The organism is Kutzneria chonburiensis, from assembly GCF_028622115.1.
In the GTDB taxonomy this organism is placed as follows: domain Bacteria; phylum Actinomycetota; class Actinomycetes; order Mycobacteriales; family Pseudonocardiaceae; genus Kutzneria; species Kutzneria chonburiensis.
Map to the genome: position 1 here is coordinate 4,558,840 of NZ_CP097263.1, position 19,080 is coordinate 4,577,919.

The following is a 19,080-nucleotide window of genomic DNA, read 5'->3' on the forward strand; positions in this document are numbered from 1 at the left end:
GCCCCGCCTCCACGCGTGCTCAGTTCTTGCTGACGAACGTGGACGCCACCTGGCGGCCCTTGGTCACGGTCGCGGCGTGGTCCTCGATCTTGCCCGACTTGGAGCCCGGGAAGACGATGTAGGTCACCGGGTCGGCGGTGCCACCGTTCTTCGGGTCCGGGTTGATGCCCAGCGCCTGCGCGGTCGCGTAGGACGCCTCGCCGATGATGCTGTTCGGGCCCTCGTCACCGAAGACCGCGTACTCCACCTGTCCCTTGTAGACCACGGCCAGGATGTCGCCGCCCTTGATGCCGTTGGCTCCGTAGTTGAACCGGCTGCTGGGCAGCGGAATCACCACGTACGGCGTCTTGGCCGCGTTCATCGGCTTGCCGTCGGACTGGTGGAACGAGGTGTCGTTCTGGTAGCAGCAGTCGGTGTTCTCGTTGCACTGGGTGGTGCGCTGGCCGTCGCAGTCGATGTTCATGCCGGACGTCCAGAAGAAGGCGCCGGTGGCGCCACAGATGTTGACCTTCTTGTTGGCCTGGGTGTTCGTGTACGTGCCCTTGCTGACGACCTTGCAGTTGGCGGTCTTCGCCAGCAGCTGGGCCGCGGTCGGGCTGCCTCCGTCGGCGTGCGGCGCCGCCTGCACGGCGGCCGGCGCCTGCGGTGCGGCCTGGGCGGTCAGCTGAGCAGGGACGAGCACCGCGGCGGCCGCGAGCAGGGTGGCCAACGCGTACTTCAACTTCGCCATGCGATTCCTTCCGCAAGATGGCTTCACGAACCACGTTGCGGCGGCGGATGGACATCGTTGTACGGCATTCGAAGCTGAGCCGTCAACGGCTCTCAGCCCGGCAGCCGGTCCAGGAACGGGCGCTGGCCCTTGACCAACTTGACGCGGGCGTCGTCCACCGCGAACCAGGCCACCCGGTCGACCTCAGGAAACTCCCTGGTCTTCCCGGACTTCGGCGGCCACTCGAGCTCGAAGGTGCCGGGCACGACGTCGTCGGGATCGAGATCTCCCTCGACGGCCCACAGGGCCACGGTCTTGCCGGACTGCTTGACCTCGCCCAGCGGCACCAGCTCCCCGTCCGGCGCGGGCAGGCCCAGCTCTTCCTGGAACTCACGGCGGGCCGCGGCCAGCGGGTCTTCGCCGTCCTCGATCAGACCCTTCGGCACGGACCATGCCCCGTCGTCCTTCCGCGCCCAGAACGGACCGCCCATGTGCGCGATCAACACCTCCGTCCGGCCGTCGACCCTTCGCCACACCAGGATCCCCGCGCTGCGCATACGGACCAGTATGTCGTGACGGACCGGTGACGACCCGCCGATACCCTCCAGGTCACCAACTGGGAGGGAAGCACCATGTCACGACGGCCCGTCCTCGCCGTGCTGGCGGTCATCGCCGCGACCGTCGGCCTCGCGCCGGAAGCCGCCGCGGCTACCGCCGGCCCGCAGCACCACCGGCCGACCGCCGAGATCTTCGCGACGAACAACACCGCCACCATCACGGACCCGAACGACCCTCGGCTGAAGGACCGCCTGGTCAAGTTCGGCGTGCAGGTGCAGGGCATCATCGCCACCAACGGCGCGTGGCCCGGCTGCAGCACGCTGCTCAACGGCGTGTTCTGGTCCGACGACCTCAAGACCGCCACCTACGAGCGGTCCCGCGAGTTCGATGTGGACCACGTCAGCGCGGCCGGCCTGCACCACATCGCGTCCGTGATCCGCAAGCAGTACCAGCAGGAATCGGTGCTCACGTTCCAGTACCTGCCGCCGGCCGGGGCCGACTCGGTCGAGGTCGAGGTGCCGGGCGTGACCGTGCAGCAGCTGTTCAACGGCCTGGCCGCGGACCCGGTGCTGCGCGAGGAGCTCGGCGGCGGGTCGGTGACGGCCGACGGCGACCGGCTGGCCCTGATCGCCGACAAGTCCGAGCTGACCTCGATCCAGAAGTTCGTCGGCGTGCTCGGCGCGTCGTGGTCGAAGGCCACGGTGGCCTACGGGCACCTGGAGTTCGTCTCCGACTGACCTCCGCCCTGCCCCGCCCCCGAATGTCACATGCGCGTCGTACTTGCCTCCCAGAGGCACATCCGGACCGCATGTGACACGGGGGCGGAGGCGCGGGGGTTAGCGCTGTGACGTGCGGAAACGGGCCCGGTAGGCGGTGGGCGTGATCGAAACCGTACGCAGGAACAGCCGGCGCAGCGTCTCGGCCGAGCCGAGGCCGACCCGCCGGGCGATCAGGTCGACCGGGTCGGTGCCGCCTTCCAGCAGCGCGCGGGCCGCCTCCACGCGCACGGTGTCGACGTACTCGGCGGGCGTGCGGCCGATCTCGGCCGTGAACAGCCGGGCCAGGTGCCGGCCGCTCATGTTGACCCGGGCGCCCAGCTCGGGCAGCTTGTGCGGGCCGGCCGGGTCGGCGACGATCGCGTCCATCACGTGCCGGACGACCTCGCTGTGCGGGTTGCGCGGGCCGAGGCGGGCGCTGAACTGGGACTGCCCGCCGGGCCGGGCCATGAACACCACCAGCTGCCGGGCGACGGCCCGGGCCAGGTCGGCGCCGTGGTCGTCCTCGACCAGGGCGACCGTCAGATCGATGCCGGCGGTGACACCGGCCGACGAGATGATGTTGCCGTCCCGGACGAACAGCGGATCCGGCTCCACGGTGACCTGCGGATAGCGGCGGCTCAGGTCGTCGGCCAGCTGCCAGTGGGTGGCGGCGCGACGGCCGTCCAGCAGCCCCGACTCGGCCAGCGGGAAGGCCCCGGCGCACACGCTGGCCACCCGCTGCGACCGCTGGGCCATCGTCCGCACGGCCTCGACCAGCGGCTCGTCGGTCACGGCCCGCTGCCAGTCCGGGCGACCCGGCACCAGCGTGGTGCCGATGCGCTCCGGCACGCCGGCGAACGTGGTGTCGGCGGCGATCCGCACACCGGCCGAGGTGGTGACGGGCTCGCCGCCGGCCGAGGCGATGATCACCCGGTAGTCGGCGCCGTGCTCGTTCGCGCTGGTCAGCACGTCGACCGGGCCGGCGACATCCAGCAGTTGCACGCCGTCGAAGGCCAGCACGACCACCAGGTGCGGGCTCACTCCGGCCACTGCGAGTTGAGGATCGTCTCGACGAAGTCGCCGCGCTGGAAACCGGGCATGTAGTGCTGGAGCACGTCCGCCTTGACGTTGCCGAAGGTGGTGTCCGGCTTGGGTGCGATGCCGTCCGTGAAGGCCTTGAGGATGCGGCGCTTGAAGTCGGGGCGGGGATGCGCCGTGACGACCTCGGTCCGGTCCTGGGGGCTGATGTCGTGATAGCCGATGCCCAGCACGTCGTACTCGACGCCGGCGGTCAGCAGCGCGATCTCCGGCTCCATGAACTCGGGGATGCCGGGAGTGGTGTGCAGGGCGATGGCTGTCCACACGCGACGGACGCTGTCGTCGGGAACGCCGTGGTCCTTCAGGAAATCCCGTGCCACCTCGGCGCCGTCCACCTCGAACCGGCGGCCGCTGCCGTGGTGCCGCTCGGCCAGGCCCACGTCGTGGAACAGGGCGGCGAAGTACAGCAGCTCCGGATCCCAGCTCAGGTCCCGGTTGCGGCCCTGAAGGCTGCCCCAGTGGTAGACCCGGAGCGAGTGCTCGAACACCAGGTCGGTGGTCTGGCCGCGGACGAACTCGGTGGCCGCCGAGGCCAGTTTCGTGCCGGGGATCTGGATCGTGGTCATGACTACGATCCTGACCCGCCGTGGCGTTGTCGGGCCGTGTCCATCGGGACACGAACCCCACGGATCAGGACATCCGTCGCTGCCACCAGCGGCGCTTGCGCTCGGCCACGACCGGTTGCGGCGTCACGGGCTTCGGACGGGATTTCCGCCACTGCGCGACGATCTCGTCCGCGTCGACCGGCCCCACCTTGACATGCGGGCCGGTCGGCGACCGCAGCCAGGCCACGATCCGTTTGTTCAGCTCCGACACATGCTCACGCACCAGCCGTTCGGCCGGCAGGTCGTTGACGACTTCAGACAGGCGCTCGATTTCCTTGCGCAGCTGCAACGACTCCGGCAACAATGCGCCACCGGTGCCGCCTTCGCGTGCGACAAAGCTGCGCGCCCACCAGTCCGGGTCGCGCAGCTCGCCACGATCGGGCAGCGGTTTCCCCTTGCCCGGCAGGTCGTCGAACTCCCCGCTGTTCCCCCTCACGGATCTGCTTGTCCAGCCACGACTCGTAACTCGTGCCGGCCGGTCGGCGTTCCGTCATGGTCGCCAGTTTACTGGATCTTCCCGGAGAACGAGGCGGAGCTGCGGCAGGTGCCCGAGGTCGCCGACTGGCAGTTCACCGTGATCACCAGGTGCTGGCCGGGCAGGATCCGCCAGGTCTGGCCGACGTGGTAGTCGAAGGCACGGAAGTTGCCGAGGCCGAACTCGGCCAGCACCTGGTTGTCCCGCTGGATGCGGATGATGCCGGTGTCGCCGTACGGGTTCTGCAGCAGGAAGTCCGTGACGACAAGGGTCTTGTCCGCCGGCGGCGGCACGTCCATGCCGAACTTCTTGAAGTTGTTGGCATCCGCGGTCACCGCGGCGTTGGCCACGATACGGAAGTCGGTCGCCGTGCCCGGGACGTCGGTGACGCCGCCCGTGCCAGTGCCCGTGCCGGTGCCCGGCTTCGGGGCGCCGCCGGCCGCCGCCTGCTGCGCCGCCGCGGCCTGCTGCTGCGCGGACTCCGCCTTCTGGTCGGCACGGTCGGCGATGGAGATGACCGGGGTCACCTGCTCCTGCGCCGCCTGCTTCGCCGTGGACTGCACCTCCGGCTTGACGATCGTGAACCACAGCACGATGGCCAGGATCAGCAGCGCCAGCAGCGCGGCCAGCGCCGGCAGCAGCCACTTGGGCAGCAGCTGGTTCTGGATGAACGTGCCGTCGGCCGAGACCGGGTCGCCGCCGGTGGTCAGCACCGTCGCCTGGAACTGGTGCTTGTGCTCGACACCGCGCAGGTAGCGCTTGTGCGGACGGGCCGTGAACGGCACGAACGCGGCGGTGCCGGGCTCGACCGTCAGCGTCGGCTGCCGGAAGCGGAACGACAGCCGTTCCTCGGTGTCGGTGGCGATCAGCTCGACCTCGGCCGGGCTGTTGCCCAGGTTGTCGATGACCAGCTCGTGCCGGCCGTTCATGCGGCCGTGCGAGGTGCGCGGCGTGACCTCGGCCCGCAGCTCCATGAACGGGGCGACGGTGATGACACCCTCGTCGACGACCGAGCCCTCCGGGTCCTCCCGGGACTTCACGCGCACGCCGAACGGCGTCTGCCCGGCGCGCACCTCGGCGCTGCGCGGCGGGGCGAAGGTCAGCGCCACGGTGCCAACGTCGCCGGGCATCAGGTTCACGACGCGAGGCTCGGCGGTCGCCCACTTCTGCGCGTCGCCGATGACGTCCACGGCGAACTGGTCCACGATGCTGCCGGTGTTGCGGATCTGCACGACACAGTGGGCCTGCTCGCCGGGAGTGACGGCCAGGCTCGGCTGTTCGAGCGACGTGATGGCACCCATGGCGAAAAGTGTCGTGCGCTGGCACGATCGAAGGCAGCGACGTTCGGGAGCCGCAGGGGGCGGCCCGGCTCGCACCAAAGGGCGAGCATCGGCGGCCGGAAGGACGCCTGTTCAACGGGCGCGGCCGCGGTCGGTGTTGCCCTAGCTTCGGGCCCATGAGCTTGCATGTCCGCGGGCCCCTGCTCGCCCTCTTGGCGGCGGTCGGCCTCCTCGTGGCGACGACCGTCCTGCTGGTGATCGGCCAGGGTTCTGCCGCGGTCGCCGCCGTGTCGCCGGGAACCACCGTCCGCGCCTCCGTGCTGAACAACGGCTCCCAGGCGCCGAGGGGCGGCGCGCAGACGGCCATGTCGGCCGACGGCCGCTACGTGGCGTTCACCAGCCATGGCCTTGACCCGGTGGACGCGGACGGCAAGGTTCAGGACGTGTACGTGCGCGATCTGGTCGCCGGCACCACCACGTTGATCAGCACCGGCATCCCGGTGATCATCCACGCCGCCCCGGAGGCCGCGGCGGCGACCGGCGTGGTCGAGGCCAACGGCGACAGCAATGAGCCGTCCATCTCGGGCAACGGCCGGTACATCGCGTTCAGCACGCGGGCGTCCAACATCTCCGGCGCGGCCGGCGGCGGCGACCAGGCGATCGTGGTGTGCGACCGGGATCCGCTGGGCACCGGCACGTTCCAGAGCCCGTGCGCCTACACCACCGTGAGCGTGCTGCCGCCCGAGACCGGGACGCACGGCGAGGGATTCTTCGCGAACTCGCCGCGGTTGTCCGCGGACGCCAGCCGCATCGCGTGGCTCGAGGGCTTCAGTTGCTTCAACTTCCAGGACAACCAGGCTTCCCTGGTCACCACCACGCTGCACAAGTCGGCCACCGGAGCACTGTCCGCGCCGGCCCGCACCGACTCCGTCGCGCAGACCATGCCGCTGCCCGAATCCCGCACGCTGGGCTTCTGCGACCCGTCACTGTCGGCCGACGGCAACAACCTCGTCGTGTCCGGGCGGTACTTCTCGACCCAGACCGATGGCAACTTCTACGCGATCGTCAGTCTCGACCTGCGTAGCAACAAGCTCACCCGGCTGGACGTGGACACCTCGGGCCAGCCGCTGAACTCGCGGGCCCAGTACTTCGAGACCACCGTCACCGCCGACGGCCGGCACGTCGCCTTCACCAGCCTCACCGACGGCGACACCTCGGCCCGCGTGCACGTCGTCGACCGGGCCGATGGTCCCGGCGCCGTGACCAAGACTTCCGTGGTGTCCAAGGACTTCGCCGGCAACGAGCACGACGGCAAGTACCCGGCGCTGTCGGCCGACGGGCACTACCTGGCCTTCGTCACCGACGCCCCGGAGATCACCGAGAGCACCGGGGCGTCCGTCCTCAACAACTGCTTCCACCCCTCCGAGGTGGGACTGCGCAAGAACGCCGTCATCCAGTCCTCCCCGTCCGGGCCGACTCTCCAGGCGTGCCAGGTGGTCGTGCTCAACCTGCTCACCACGCAGCACCCGGAGTTGGCTTCCGCCAACACGAAGTCCGCGCCGGGCGACCTGGACAGCCTGTTCCCGGTGATGTCGGGCGACGGCGGCTCGGTGGCGTTCGACTCCGATGCCCGGGACCTGGTCGCCGGTGACACCAACAACAACACCGATTCCATGGTCCGCACCTTCCAGCCGGCCATCCTGGCCGACCCGGTCGACTTCGGGCAGGTGACCGTCGGGCAGACCGGTGAGCGCACGGCGACCATCCACCACACCGGTTTCGGGCCGCTGGTCTTCGATCAGGTGACGACGTCCGGCGGTGTGTTCGCCCTCGGCGGGCAGACCTGTACGAACGCCCCGTTGAACGGCGTCGACACCTGCTTGGTGACCGTCAAGTTCACGCCGACCGACACGACCGCGCGTACCGGCACCGTTACCTTGCGGGCCAAGGGTTCCGGCAAGACGTTCACCGTCGACCTGAAGGGCGTCGGCACCCAGGTCGTGCTCAAGCCGCCGCAGTTCGCCGCCGGGCCGGATCCGCTGGACTTCGGGCAGCAGCTGCCGTTGGCCAAGAACGTGACCAAGAACGTGACCGTGACCAACAACGGGCAGTCGCCGCTGACCGTGACCGGGGTGTCGATCACCGCCGGGCAGCAGGCCGGTGACTTCTCCGTGGCCACCAACGGATGCACGACCGTCCAGGCCGGACAGACGTGCGTGGTCACCGTCAAGTACAGCCCCACCGGTCGGGCCGCCTTCGCCACCACTCCCGATCAGCGGACCGCCGTGCTTCGCTTCGACGACAACGCCGCCGGTTCGCCGCACCTCGTCGCGCTGAGCGGGTCCGTGACCATTCCCACCATCAAGCTCGGGCCGACCGTCGGCTCGCCGGGTTCGGTGATCACCGTGACCGGCACCGGGTTCGCCGCCTCCAGTCCGATCGCCATCCACTACCTGAACGGCTTCCCCGAGACAGCCACCGTCAACTCTGACGCCAACGGCGGCTTCACCACGCCACTGCTCGTGTTCCCGTTGAGCGAGCTCGGTCCTCGGACCGTACAGGCCTCGGTGACCGGTTCCACGCCGGCCGTGGCGGCCAACGCCGACCTGCTGGTGACGCCCGGAAGCCTGGTCGCACCGGAGTACGACTCCCGGCACTGAGGTTTCGCCGGGCCTGAAGGGCCTCCGCGAGGGTGGTACCACCTTCGCGAAGGCCCTTTCTGGCTGTTGATGGAGCGCGCGTGTCCCGTTCTCGGCCCCCGCGTGTCACGCTCTCGGGCTGGAGAGTTCCGTCCTCGGGCCCACCCACTTACGCAACCACGCTGGCAGTGGCCCGAGGGCGGAACTCGCCAAGGTGCCCGAGAGCGTGACACGCGGGGGTTCCCCGCCAACCCCGGGGTTCCCCGCCAACCCTCAGCAGCCGTGTGCCTGAAACTGCATTTCGGTATGCCCGAGAGCGTGACTCGCGGAAACACAAACCGCCCCGGACCCTTCGGGTCCGGGGCGGTTTGTGTGGCGTCAGCTGCGCTGGAAGAGCTCGATCTCGCTGATCGCCAGGTCGGTGCCGTGCAGGGACTGGTAGGTCGCCATCACGTGCATCTCGACGCTGGTGATGTTGTGGGCGTTCTGGAGGGTCAGCTCCTGCGGATCGGGTTGGTCCTTGAGCTGGAGGTCCTCGGTCTTTCCGTTGGAGTAGACCAGGTGCAGCCGCTCAACGCGGAAGGTCTGGTCGAACTTGTCGTTGTCGCCGTTCTGGATGATGGCCTTGTCGAGGCTCACGGCCCGGTCGAAGGTGAACACCAGCGTGGCCTCGCCCTTGGTGGTGGGTGCGGCCCAGAAGGTGTTGCTGATGCTGTCGGCGACCAGGTCGGCGGGGTGGGTGGGCTCCTGGAGGGTGGCGGTGACCTTGGTCGGGTGCACGGGGGCGTACGTCATGTCCAGGGCGGACTGGGCATCCTGCTGCCACGAGGCGACCTGGTTGTTGACCCACGTGCGCACGGCCGGCAGAGAGCCGTAGGCAATGCCGCCGAGCACCAGCACGACGGCGACCAAGGCCCGGACAGTCTTGAAGATGGCCCGGAACGCCGTGCTGGAGGCGGTGCGCTTGGCCTTGCGGTCCTTGGCGGTCCGCTCCAGGGCCTTGCGGACCTTGGTGCGGCGCTTGGGCAGGATCTTGCGCCACCACGGCGTCTTGACGACCTCGGCGGTGAGCAGGCTGTGGCCACAACGGCTACAGAACTTCCGCGTGTCGGGATTGCCCTCGCCGCAGTCGCCACAGATGAGATCACCGGGCTGAAGACGCCGCGTCGGCGGCTTCTTGACCACGGCCGTGACCCGCTTCTGCTCACGTTCAGGGAGAACGGACAGCGTTTCGGGCTTGGGCGGCGTGGCGGTGGTGGATTGCAGCGGTGCGACGAGTGCTGCCTCCACAGGCGGTTGGGACGTGTGGGCTTGCGGGGCCGGCAGTTCGAGGGACGCCTCGCCCGCACCAGCGGCCGGCGGGACGGAACCCGACGGGCCGACGGGCGTGAAGGCACCCGAGGGCGGCCCGGTCGGTGGACCGACAGGTGCGGGCGGACCGACGGATCCAGCCGGCGGACCCACCGCCCCAGCAGATGGTCCGGTCGGCGGACCGACAGGCGAGCCGATGGCCCCGGCAGGCGGACCGACAGGAGCCGCCTGCCCGACAGTGCCCGCGGGCGAACCGGGAGGACCGACCGGCGGCGCACCGACGGCAGCGGCGAAAGGACCCCCGGAGGGACCCGCCGGCACACCGGCAACTCCGGTCGGCGGACCAACCGGCGCGGCGACAGCGCCAGCCGGCGGTCCGGTGGGAGGACCCGAAGGCCGTCCAGGCGAACCGGCCGGCGGTCCAGGAGGACCAGCAGGTGGACCGGCCGGAGGGCCAGGAGGCGGTCCGGGAGGACCGGCGGGGCGCGGCGGACCGACAGCGCCGGCGGGAGGACCAGCCGGAGGCCCCGGAGGGCCGGGCGGACCAACAGCGCCGGCGGGAGGACCGGTGGGCGGGCCGGGAGGACCGGCCGGTGGCCCAGGAGGGCCTGCCGGCGGCCCAGGTGGGCCTGCCGGCGGCCCAGGTGGGCCTGCCGGCGGACCGGGAGGACCGGGTGGGCGGGGAGGGCCGCCTACGCCGGGGGGACCGGGAGGGCCCGGCGGGCGAGGAGGGCCGCCCATGCCGGGAGGGCCGGGCGGCCGGGGCGGACCGCCCATCGGGCCGCTCTGGGCGGGGAGCGGATCACGCTCGCCGACGTCCATGTACACGAGCGACTGGATGCGCTCCAGCAGCGACCGCTTGGCGGGGGCGGGCTCCTCGGGCTCGGGCTCGACCACGGGCGGGGGCTTCGGCGTTATCTTCTCGCCGGTCCACTCCAGGAACTCGCCGCAGGACCCGCAGAATGAGTCGGCATCCTTGTTGTGGAAACCGCAGCTCCGGCAGACGATCACGACGCAATCACCTCCACCCTGTGCACGACGTGCGCCGGCTTGGCGGCGGACACGACGGCGTCGACGGCACTGACGGAAACGGAAGACGGGTCGGCGACGGACACCCGCACGGCCAACCGGGGCTGGTCCTGGCCGGGGAAGTCGGCGCCGGGGGTCTGCGAGACGGCGACGCCGCCGGAGTCGGCGACGCGAACCCGGCCGCCGGTGAGGACCTCGAGGTTGTCGCGAAGCCCGGAAACGGTGCCACGCATGCGATACATGTGCGCGGCCTGGGCGATGGCGGCGCGCTGGCGCTCGACCGGCCACGACTCGTCGAGTTCGAGCCCGACCCAGCCGGCCAGCCAGGCGAGGAAGTCCTCGGGGGCCAATGACGGGTCGAGATAGGCGGTCAGATTGTCCAAAGTGGACAGGATGGGCGCCAGCACGTCGTCGAAGCCGGACACGAAGCGAACGGTGAACGGGTCTTCCTGGAAGATGCCGGGCAGCATGGCCGACAGCGGAACGGCGGTCGGCAGCCCGGGCACGGTGCCACGCATCAGTGCTGCTCCACTCTCACCTGGTGCTCATAGGAAAAGACGAGGCTGCACGGGTCGAGCTCGATCCGCTGGCTCTCCCCCTCGCGCACGCCGGTGACCGGATTGGCCCCGAACAGGCGCACGTCCTCGACCATGTCGACGCCACGAACCCGTTGCAGCAGACCGAAGATCTCGCCGGACGCGACGGGACGGCCGAAGGGCCAGCCGGTGCCGTCGGGACCGCCGCTGATCGGATTCAGGTACGCGTACAACGCGGCCAAGGCGTCGGTGCGGATGCGAGTGGTGTCGACGCGAGGACGGGCGACCAAGCGCGTGACGACGGTGATGCCCCGGTAGCGCGGCGGCTCGACGAGCACCCGCGTCCCGATGAGACGAACCTCGTCGAGGTGCTCGGCGATCCGCTGGAGCATACCCTCCTCGGGTACCAGCTCCCCCAGCTTGATCCCGCCCTCCTCGGACGCCGCCGGCACGACGAGCACCCGGACCGCCCCGGCCTGCACGTCGTCCTCGCCGGCGGTGACGCACCGGACCCGGGCCAGTTCGGGCGCGATCTCCCGCACGATGGCCTCGTAGTCCTCGGCCGTCACGGCCCGGCTGCGCGTGCGCAGCAGGATCGGTCCGCGGGCCTTGGCCTCGTCGATGGTCTCGGCGTCCACGCCGCCCTTGGCGAAGTCCAGGTTCTCCACCCGGTCCACGAACGGGATCGACGACTTCAGGGTGCGAATGGTGCCGCGCCCCACGTTGCCGTGCCGGCCGCCGCCGGTGGCGTAGCGCCGAATCCGCACGGTCTCGCCGGCGGCCGGCACGGCGCCGTGCTGGCGGACGCTGCCGTCGACGTCACGGACGGCCGGCCCGAATGACACCGTGCCGGCGACCTCGTCGAGCAGGTAGTGCCGGTCGGTGGGCCCGCTCCACGCGAAACCACTGACCGGACGCCACTCCTGCCACCCGTCATCCGAACTGACCTCGACGACCGGCGTGGCCACGCCTCCCAGCAGCGGGGCCCGGGAGGTGTGGAACTGCTGTCCGGCAACGCCTTCGGTCATGCCGAGCAGCTCGACGTCGACGATCTCGGCGTGGATGGCCTCCACGGTGCCGCCGACGGTCGATGCCGACAGGCCCATGATCACGGGCGAGTCACTGTAGGTCGGGAACTCGGCCGGCACGGCGATCACCCTGGCGCGCAACCAGCCCGCCCGCTGTCCAACCAGGACAGACGCCTCGTGGTCGTCCGGCACGTGCACCAGCACACCGCCGGCCTTGTTCAGCGCGGCGGTGCCGTCGCTGCTGACCAGGCACTCGGTCCAGCCGTTGCCGGTCCACGCCTCCCACACCAGCGGCGGCTGCTCGGGATGCACGCCGACACCTTCGACGTGGCAGTCGAAGTCCAGCCGCACCACGCACGACGGCACCGGATCGGTCAGCCCGACCAGCAGCACGTCGTCCACCTGCGGCGCGGGACTGAAAGCACCGAAGTGCCTCCCCAGCTTGAGTTCCTCGGTCCGCTCGACCGGCGCATCGTCCGAAGTGGACTGTGTCGCCACCTGGCTCAGAGCACACGGCACGATCTGGAGATCGCGGCGCGTGCTGAACAGGATCGAGTCCTCAAGGTCGGTACGCGGCGTGGCGACACTGGTTCCCATGGCCACGCCGACCGAGGTGATCGCCGGCGCGGACAGCCAGAAGGTCACCGGCACCTCGGCCGGTGTGGCCGGGATCAGCCGCAGGCCGATCATGTCGAGGAACTTGACGTACAGCCGGTCCGGCACCTGGTTGAGGCGGAACAGCAGCTGGTCGGTCATGTACGCGAAGGTCTCGATCAGCGTCACGCCCGGGTCGGACACGTTGTGGTCCGTCCACTCCGGACAGCGGCGCATCACCATGCGCTTGGCGTCGTCCACCAGGTCCTGGAACCGGCGGTCGTCGAGGTTGGGCACCGGCAGCGCCATCAGTAGTCACTCCCGTCCTCGGGGATGGTGTAGAACGGGAACACCAGGTTGCGGCGGTCGTTGGTGTGCTTGATCCGGTAGCTGATGTCGATGTACAGCACGCTGCGGTCGTCCCGGTCCGGCCGCACGTCGACCAGCTCGATGTCGACCCGCGCCTCCCAGCGCAGCAGCGCGTTGCGGACCTCCTCGGCCAGCTCGGCCGCGGTGGCGGCGTCGGCCGGCCGGAACACGAAGTCCCGCAGCCGGCTGCCGAACGCCGGCCGCATCGGCCGCTCGCCGGGATAGGTGGCCAGGATCAGCCGCATGGCCTGCTCCAGCTCCACCTCGCGGCGGACCAGCTCGATGCCGCCGCGCGGCGACACGTTCAGCGGGAACGCCCACCCGGCGCCGACGAAGTCCTGTGACACCACTGCCTCTTCTCAGTTCAGCTTGATCATCTGGCCCGACACCTCGACCAGGGCCGGGCTGGAGATCTTCACGCCGGCCTGGCCGGACAGCTCCAGCTGGCCGTCGCTGGTCAGCTTGAGCCCGCCGGCGCCGGCCTTGATCTCGATCTTTCCCGCGCCGGAGCAGTCGATGGTCAGCGTGCCGGCCGGGGTGCGGCTGGCCGGCGGGGCCGGTTTGCACGTCAGCGTGACCGTGCCGCCGACCTGGTCGATGGCCAGCCCGAGGTTGCCGTCGCCGGTGCCGAGCGTGATCGACGACGTGGTCGGCGGCGCGGCCCCCGGCGGTCCCGGCGGCAGCTCGTCCTGGAACTGCAGGGTGTTGCCGGCCGGCGAGGTGATGGCGCGCTTGACCACCGCGCCGGAGCCGTTGACCGCCGAGCTCAGCGGCTCGAAGGACGTGTTGTCGTTGATCAGCCCGCCGATCACGTACGGCCGCCGCGGGTCGCCGAACTCGAAGCCCAGCAACACTTCGTCGCCGACCTCGGGCACGAACACCAGCCCGCTGCGGCGGCCGGCGCCGAGCTGCACGACCCGGGCCCAGTCGGACTCGTAGTTGGGCGACAGCCACGGCAGCGCGACCTTGACCTTGCCCTTGTTGTCCTGGTCGTTGGCGTTGGTGACCACCCCGCAGACCAGCCCGGACAGGCCCGGATGTTGTTGCCCGGAGCCGGAAGCGAGCTTGAACAGCGACCGGTCCTGCCGTCCGGAGACGTAGAACTTCGTGTGGTAGCCGCCCTCGGCCGGGTCGAAGACGTGCTTGGCGTTGGTGACGGTCCAGCTGCCGGCGAACTGCTTGGGCACGGCGGCCACGGTCACCTTGACACCGGCCTGGATGCGGGGATCGCCGACGGCGGTGCCCTCGGCTTCGGCGAAAGTGCTGGAGATGTGGTCCGCCAAGCCTTTCGCCGCTTCCTCGGCCGCCGAGTCGGCGTCCGATCCGGTCGCGAGTGGACGGTCGACGACCACGTAAGCCGTGTTGCTGGGCGAGGAACCGAAGTCGATGCGCGGCAGGCCGGGGATCGGCGGCAGGGCCGGCAGGTGCGGCAGCGGCGGCAGCAGGCCGTCGGTGAAGGAGTTGGCCAGCTGCGCCGGCTCCTCGCCGTCGATCTGCGCGGTGCCGGTGGACGCCGACGCGGAGCCGACGGCCACCCGCGCGGACTTGGCGTCCCACACCCGGACCTCCACGTCCGGCGTGATGTTGGCGGCCGAGATCCGGGGCAGGAAGGTGGTCAGGTTGTCCTTGAACGTCAAGGTCGGTCCGGCGCCGATACCGACGGCGGAGGCCAGCGTGTCGAGCAGCCCGCCGCCGCTGGGCTGGCCCGACGCCTTGCGGAAGAAGAACTCCCCGCCGACAACGCCGGTCTCGTAGCCGATCTCCCTTGCCCGCGCGACCAGGAACTCCCAATCGGTCTGGGCGACCTGGGCGATGTGCGTGTGGGTGGTGCCGGACTCCTCGATCGTGCCCGGTTCGAGCCCGGCGTGGCTGGCCACCTGCCGGGCGATGTCGGAGTCCTTCATGTTGAGGAACGTCCGGGTGCGGCGGGCCCGCTGCAACCGGTGCGCCTTCTCGTAGCCGCGGATCACGGTGTAGATCACGGCATCGGCGCAGATGGCCTCGATCGCCGTGACCTCGCCCTTGATCAACGACGTGGTCGTGGTGGACGTGGCGTCGCCGGCCAGGATCTCCACGGCGGTGCCGATGGACAGCCCGGCGTCGTCGGTGACCGTGCCGGACTCGTCGATGAAGGTCAGCTCGAACATGTCCGGCAGGTGCAGGTGGGTGTCGACGAGTGCCCGCACGAGCTTGCTCTGCACCAGCGGGGACAACGGCATCCCCATGATCGCGCCGATCTTGACGGTCGGCCACACCATGGCGGTGGCCTGCCCGAGCAGGCCGCCGGGCATCATCGCCGGCCCCCGGACGTCAGCTCGTCGCCGTTGGGCAGGTAGACGGTGGTGCCGGGGCGCAGCCGCGTCGGGTCGTCGATGCCGTTGACCTCGGCGATCCGTCGCCACAGCGCGGGCGTGCCGTAGTTGGCAGTGGCGATGGACTGCAGGGTCTCGCCGGCGCCGACGGTGTGCGTGCGCCGGCCGGGCTGGCCGCCGGAGGTCGGGTTCATCGGCAGGCTGCCGAGCAGGCTCGGCACCTCCTGCATGGTCAGGTTCAGCGTCGCCCGGATGGGGATGCCGGCCGAGGTGAACCGCTCGTAGACGACCTTGCAGCTGGTCAGCCGCACGCTGTACATGAAGCCGACCATCGGCGGACCCCACTGGAAGGTCAGCACCGGCGGCTCGGTGGTCAGGTTGACGCCGGCCAGCGCGGCGACCATGCCGACCAGGTTGAGCGCGCTGCCCGGGGCCATCCAGCCCAGCAGGGTGTCGCAGCGCATCTTGGTGGTCATGCCCTCGAACTTGATGTCGGACACGACGATCTGGGCGTTGCGGACGTTGTTGGCGGACGAGGCGTTGCTGCTGCCGTTGGTCGCGGTCGGCGTCGAGCGGTTGCTGTACGTGCTCTGCCGGGACATCTCGATCTTCTTGGGATTGAAGTCGAACGACACCAGGCCGAAGTTGGCCGGGTCGGTGCAGCGCAGCTGCGCCGGCACGCGCGCGCCGGCCAGCATGGCGGCGCCGATGGCCGCGCCGGCGGCGATGTCGGCCGCGGCGGCGACCGCACCCAGTGCTCCGGTCATAGGAACCCCTCATGCACGAGTTGCAGGCTTTCGATGGCCACGCCGAGCGTGCGGGCGTCCAGCTCGGGACCGTCCCACTTGCTCGGGTAGACGTTGCGCAGCGACCAGCTGGCCACCTTGATCGCCTGGGAGTCGTACAGCGTGATCTGCGCGGTGCCCCCGCCGCCGCTGGAGTTGGCGTTCACCCAGCTGTGCGCCTTGCCGCTGAGCCAGGCCTGCACGCGGGGCGTGTCCTGCGAGTTCATCGCCCGCTGCAAGGTGATCGGCTGGTACTCGATCTGCCCCGGCAGGTAGGTGACGTGCTGGTAGTTGCCGCCCTCCAGCCAGGGCTCCGGCTTGAAGTCCACGCTCAGGCCCGAGCAGCGGGCCCAGCCGCCGAGGTCGACGCCGTCGACGGTGACGTGGAAACGGGTGACGAGGCCGAGCATCGCGGCCGTGCTCATCGCCATGGCTCAGCCCTGGTACGTGACGTCGTCGTCGAGGAAGCCCTCGTGCACCAGCTCCAGCGTCTCGATGGCCACGTTGCTGCCGCCGGCCTCGAAGTTGGCGATGGACCACTTGGCCGGCATCGCGTTCTTCAGGTGCCAGTCCAGCACCTTCTTGGTCGACGAGTCGTACAGCGTGACCTGGATCTCCTGGTTGGCCTGGTTGTGGAAGGAGGTCTTGCTCAGCCAGTCCTTGACCTTCTTGGAGTCGCCCTCGGACGCGGCCCGTGACAGCCGGACGTGGCTGTACTTGGTGTTGCCCGGGAAGAACCAGCGCTGGTTGCCGCCGTCGCCGGCCCGGTAGTCGGCGATGTCCCAGGTCACGTCCAGGCCCTCGGCCTTGGTCCAGCTGCCGAGGTCGTGGTCGCCCGGCGTCACCTTGACGGTGAACCGGTTCGCGAGGCCGATCACCGACTGGTCGTTGAGTGGCATGACTTCTCCCCTATCGGTAATCGCTCAGCTGGCCGGACCGTTCCCGGTCGACCAGCAGCTCCATGCGCAGCCGGCTGCGCAGGCGGCTGTAGAGCCGGGCGGACAGCTCCTCCAGGTCGAGATCGTTGATGTCGACGTGGTGGTGGGCCGGCGCGGCGCCAGTGGTCTCGGCGTGGTCGGCGCTGTGCGTCCCGGTGGTCTGGGACTGCGGCCGTTGGCTCTGTGCCTGGGTTTGCGTGCCCTGGCCCTGCTGCGTCTGGTCGTGGTGCTGCTCGGTGGTGCGGTGCAGGTGCTGGCCGTGCCGGGTCAGCCGGCCGAGCACCGCGGCCTCCAGGTAGCCGGCGGTGGGATCCGGCTCGGGCTCCTGGTCCTGTTGCTGCTGCGGGGTTCCGGTGCCCGGTGTTCCGGTACCCTGCGCCGTGCCCTGGGTCGACTGCGGCTGAACCGCTGTCGCGGTGGTCTGCGACAACGGTCCCTGCTGCGTCTGGGTTGTCTGGTGGCTGCCCGGCGGCGCCACTGGCGCATGTCGGGCGTGCGATGGTCGCAACCGCGACAACACCGCCGCTTCGAGATAGCCGGCGGTCGGATCGGACTGATCTTGTTGTTGCTGTTGGTCCTGCTGTTGCTGTTGTTGGGTCTGCCCTTGCGCCGGCAATCCGAGGGCGCGGCGTTGTTGCGCGGTGAGCGACGGGTTCGACCATTCCTGTTGCACGACGCGACGGGCGGTGTCGGTGGCCACCCGGTCGACCTCCTCGCGCACCCGGGCGTCGATCACCTGCTGGTGCTCGGACGAGGACGGAGCCGTCGTCGTCGCGGGGGTCGAGATGGGGTCGAGCTGCGTGTAAGACCCTAACCCGGGCATGGGTGTTACCCGCGGCGAGTGAATCAACGGCTGCGGGGCCGGCGCGGACGACTCGCCGGCGTAGAAGCGTTCCACGGCAACGGCTTCCGCCTCCAGGGCCTGGCCGTGCTCGGACGACGGCGACGGCAGCGACAGCCCGAGGGTGCGCTGCTGCACGGCGTGCACGAGCTCGTGGGCGATGAGGCCACGGGCCTTGGGCGAGGTGACCGGGCCGGCCTCGTCGGGCAGGTGGACCTTGCCGTCACGGGTGAACGCGCGGGCGCCGTGCGAGCGGGCCTCGGCCGACACGGCCTTTCCGCGCACCACCGGCACATCGGCGACATCCACGTTGTGGGTCTGCCGCAGCGAGGCGGCGAGCTCGGTCGGCACCGACTCGTGGATCAGCGGCGGCGGCTCGTCGGCAACGGGGTCGGCAACCGGGGCCGCGATCGGGGAAACGACCGGCAGGACAACGGGTTCGACGACCGCGGGACCGGCGGTGGCCGGAGCCGGGACAGGAGCTGGGATCAGAGCCGGGGCTGGGGCAGGCTCCTCAGGAGCCGGCTCCTCCTCGACGGAAGCCTGGTGCTGCGCCGGGGAGATCGGCGCGCCCAGCCCGAGCCGTCGACTCTGGGCCAGGTTGGCCCGGCGCTCCGGCTTCGGGCGCACCACCGGGGCGGGCGGCGGCGGGGGCGTCTCCATGATGGGCAATAGCAGAGGCAACGGCTGGGGCAGGTCCGGGATGCCCGGCTCGTCGTTCTGCGGCATGGCCCATGGCGGCGGGCTGTAGCGCAGCCAGGCCGGGGCCCGGTGCGGCACCCTTGGCTCGCGGGGCTCTTCGACGCGCTGTTCGTCCACATAGGTCAGTGGCTCGGGCTCCGGCGGCTGCGGCAGCACGACCGCCCGGCGGGTCAGCGGCCGGTGCACGACCTCCGCGGCGGCCCGGTCGAACTGCACCGGCTTGATCACGGAGGCGATGCCCTGCACCGAACCACGCAGTGGCGCGTCGCTGGCCGGCAACGGCTCGCGCCGTCCGGGCAGCGGCGGCAGCACCGGGGCCGGCCCGATCACCACCGGGGCCTTGCTGGAAAACGTGCCGGGCAGGGGGGACAGCGCCGTCCACTCGCGCGCCTGCGGCCGCTCGGCCGCCACCGGCTCGGCGGCGGCCGAAGCCACCGCCGGGTCGGTGTCGGCAGTCCGCTTGCGGAACGGCCAGCGCATATCGCCCCTCCCCTTCGTCACATCTCGTTACTG

Annotated in this window: 17 protein-coding genes; 2 read left to right on the forward strand and 15 right to left on the reverse strand. The window is 70.5% G+C overall.

Features of this window, described 5'->3' with window-relative positions; genetic code table 11:
• Positions 1 to 19: 19 nt before the first annotated feature.
• Entirely contained in the window at positions 20 to 730 is a 711-nt protein-coding gene (locus M3Q35_RS20305; RefSeq protein WP_273943497.1) for a glycoside hydrolase family 75 protein, read from the reverse strand.
• A 92-nt stretch (positions 731 to 822) separates the two neighbouring features.
• Positions 823 to 1,266 (reverse strand): NUDIX hydrolase, encoded by a 444-nt coding sequence (locus M3Q35_RS20310; RefSeq protein ID WP_273943498.1) that lies wholly within the window; start codon positions 1,264 to 1,266, stop codon positions 823 to 825.
• Positions 1,267 to 1,341: 75 nt separating this feature from the next.
• On the opposite strand from M3Q35_RS20310, the gene M3Q35_RS20315 reads away from it, so the two are divergent.
• Complete coding sequence (locus M3Q35_RS20315) at positions 1,342 to 2,004, forward strand: hypothetical protein (RefSeq protein WP_273943499.1); 663 nt, start codon at positions 1,342 to 1,344, stop codon at positions 2,002 to 2,004.
• Positions 2,005 to 2,103: 99 nt separating this feature from the next.
• Here the strand turns inward: M3Q35_RS20315 and M3Q35_RS20320 are convergent, their stop codons facing one another.
• The 4 genes from M3Q35_RS20320 to M3Q35_RS20335 all read right to left on the reverse strand — a co-directional run bounded on the left by M3Q35_RS20320 (position 2,104) and on the right by M3Q35_RS20335 (position 5,504).
• Positions 2,104 to 3,066 carry a GlxA family transcriptional regulator gene (locus M3Q35_RS20320; RefSeq protein WP_273943500.1) on the reverse strand — a complete coding sequence of 321 codons (963 nt, stop codon included), beginning with the start codon at positions 3,064 to 3,066 and terminating at the stop codon, positions 2,104 to 2,106.
• On the reverse strand, positions 3,063 to 3,689 hold the full coding sequence (locus M3Q35_RS20325) for an HD domain-containing protein (protein ID WP_273943501.1): 627 nt from the start codon (positions 3,687 to 3,689) through the stop codon (positions 3,063 to 3,065). The genes M3Q35_RS20320 and M3Q35_RS20325 overlap by 4 nt, the downstream gene beginning before the upstream one ends.
• A 64-nt stretch (positions 3,690 to 3,753) precedes the next feature.
• Positions 3,754 to 4,164, reverse strand: coding sequence for a DnaJ family domain-containing protein (locus M3Q35_RS20330; protein ID WP_273943502.1), 411 nt, complete (start codon positions 4,162 to 4,164; stop codon positions 3,754 to 3,756).
• Positions 4,165 to 4,232: 68 nt separating this feature from the next.
• Positions 4,233 to 5,504 (reverse strand): COG1470 family protein, encoded by a 1,272-nt coding sequence (locus M3Q35_RS20335; RefSeq protein ID WP_273943503.1) that lies wholly within the window; start codon positions 5,502 to 5,504, stop codon positions 4,233 to 4,235.
• Between the two features lie 155 nt (positions 5,505 to 5,659).
• Here M3Q35_RS20335 and M3Q35_RS20340 point away from each other — a divergent pair, with 155 nt between their 5' ends.
• Complete coding sequence (locus tag M3Q35_RS20340; RefSeq protein WP_273943504.1) at positions 5,660 to 8,143, forward strand: choice-of-anchor D domain-containing protein; 2,484 nt, start codon at positions 5,660 to 5,662, stop codon at positions 8,141 to 8,143.
• A gap of 357 nt (positions 8,144 to 8,500) precedes the next feature.
• Here the strand turns inward: M3Q35_RS20340 and M3Q35_RS20345 are convergent, their stop codons facing one another.
• The 9 genes from M3Q35_RS20345 to M3Q35_RS20385 all read right to left on the reverse strand — a co-directional run bounded on the left by M3Q35_RS20345 (position 8,501) and on the right by M3Q35_RS20385 (position 19,047).
• A complete protein-coding gene (locus tag M3Q35_RS20345; protein ID WP_273943505.1) occupies positions 8,501 to 9,412 on the reverse strand; it encodes a zinc ribbon domain-containing protein in 912 nt (303 codons plus the stop codon).
• Between the two features lie 1,028 nt (positions 9,413 to 10,440).
• Positions 10,441 to 10,980, reverse strand: coding sequence for a phage tail protein I (locus M3Q35_RS20350; protein ID WP_273943506.1), 540 nt, complete (start codon positions 10,978 to 10,980; stop codon positions 10,441 to 10,443).
• Positions 10,980 to 12,929, reverse strand: a complete 1,950-nt coding sequence (locus M3Q35_RS20355; protein WP_273943507.1) for a putative baseplate assembly protein — start codon at positions 12,927 to 12,929, stop codon at positions 10,980 to 10,982. Before M3Q35_RS20355 ends, M3Q35_RS20350 begins: the two co-directional genes overlap by 1 nt.
• Positions 12,929 to 13,336 (reverse strand): GPW/gp25 family protein, encoded by a 408-nt coding sequence (locus M3Q35_RS20360; RefSeq protein ID WP_273943508.1) that lies wholly within the window; start codon positions 13,334 to 13,336, stop codon positions 12,929 to 12,931. The genes M3Q35_RS20355 and M3Q35_RS20360 overlap by 1 nt, the downstream gene beginning before the upstream one ends.
• 12 nt (positions 13,337 to 13,348) lie before the next feature.
• Positions 13,349 to 15,283, reverse strand: coding sequence for a phage baseplate assembly protein V (locus M3Q35_RS20365; RefSeq protein WP_273943509.1), 1,935 nt, complete (start codon positions 15,281 to 15,283; stop codon positions 13,349 to 13,351).
• Entirely contained in the window at positions 15,280 to 16,068 is a 789-nt protein-coding gene (locus M3Q35_RS20370; protein ID WP_273943510.1) for a LysM peptidoglycan-binding domain-containing protein, read from the reverse strand. The genes M3Q35_RS20365 and M3Q35_RS20370 overlap by 4 nt, the downstream gene beginning before the upstream one ends.
• Positions 16,065 to 16,517 carry a phage tail protein gene (locus M3Q35_RS20375; RefSeq protein WP_273943511.1) on the reverse strand — a complete coding sequence of 151 codons (453 nt, stop codon included), beginning with the start codon at positions 16,515 to 16,517 and terminating at the stop codon, positions 16,065 to 16,067. The genes M3Q35_RS20370 and M3Q35_RS20375 overlap by 4 nt, the downstream gene beginning before the upstream one ends.
• Positions 16,518 to 16,520: 3 nt before the next feature.
• A complete protein-coding gene (locus tag M3Q35_RS20380) occupies positions 16,521 to 16,985 on the reverse strand; it encodes a phage tail protein (RefSeq protein ID WP_273943512.1) in 465 nt (154 codons plus the stop codon).
• A 10-nt stretch (positions 16,986 to 16,995) separates the two neighbouring features.
• Positions 16,996 to 19,047, reverse strand: a complete 2,052-nt coding sequence (locus M3Q35_RS20385; RefSeq protein WP_273943513.1) for an eCIS core domain-containing protein — start codon at positions 19,045 to 19,047, stop codon at positions 16,996 to 16,998.
• Positions 19,048 to 19,080: the final 33 nt, after the last annotated feature.